The following is a 421-nucleotide window of genomic DNA, read 5'->3' on the forward strand; positions in this document are numbered from 1 at the left end:
TACTCATCATTTCATTGAAATAATCATATGAAGTATTGCTTGGGAATTTAAGGGCTAATCCATCATCATCTCTACATATTACAATTGGCCTTGGGGTGCAGAGATCATTTAACTCACTATAGAATCGATTTAAATTTTCTACATCAACAGTATCATCCCTCAACGGGCCCAAATAATCGAGCAATATCGCTGCAAAATGGTCTTTAGAATAATACTCAACAAAATCCTGTATAATTTGTAGGGGGGCATTAGAAGTTCCATAGATTTTTATAAAAGGATCATTATAATAAGGGTTGCGAAGAACGCCATCGTATGTTGCCTCCCAATTATATATTAGAAACTGTAATGCATTGAAAAGATCAGGAAATACAGAATGCATTTCCCTTGTGCTACGCCATCTTCCTATCTCGGTATTCCATCC

General features: G+C 35.9%; 1 protein-coding gene. It reads right to left on the reverse strand.

All coding sequences use genetic code 11. The features are described 5' to 3' along the window. Positions 1 to 421 (reverse strand): hypothetical protein (locus tag DGG96_RS20580; RefSeq protein ID WP_205872641.1); only part of this gene is annotated, 421 nt, incomplete at both ends.

Source organism: Legionella qingyii (assembly GCF_003184185.1).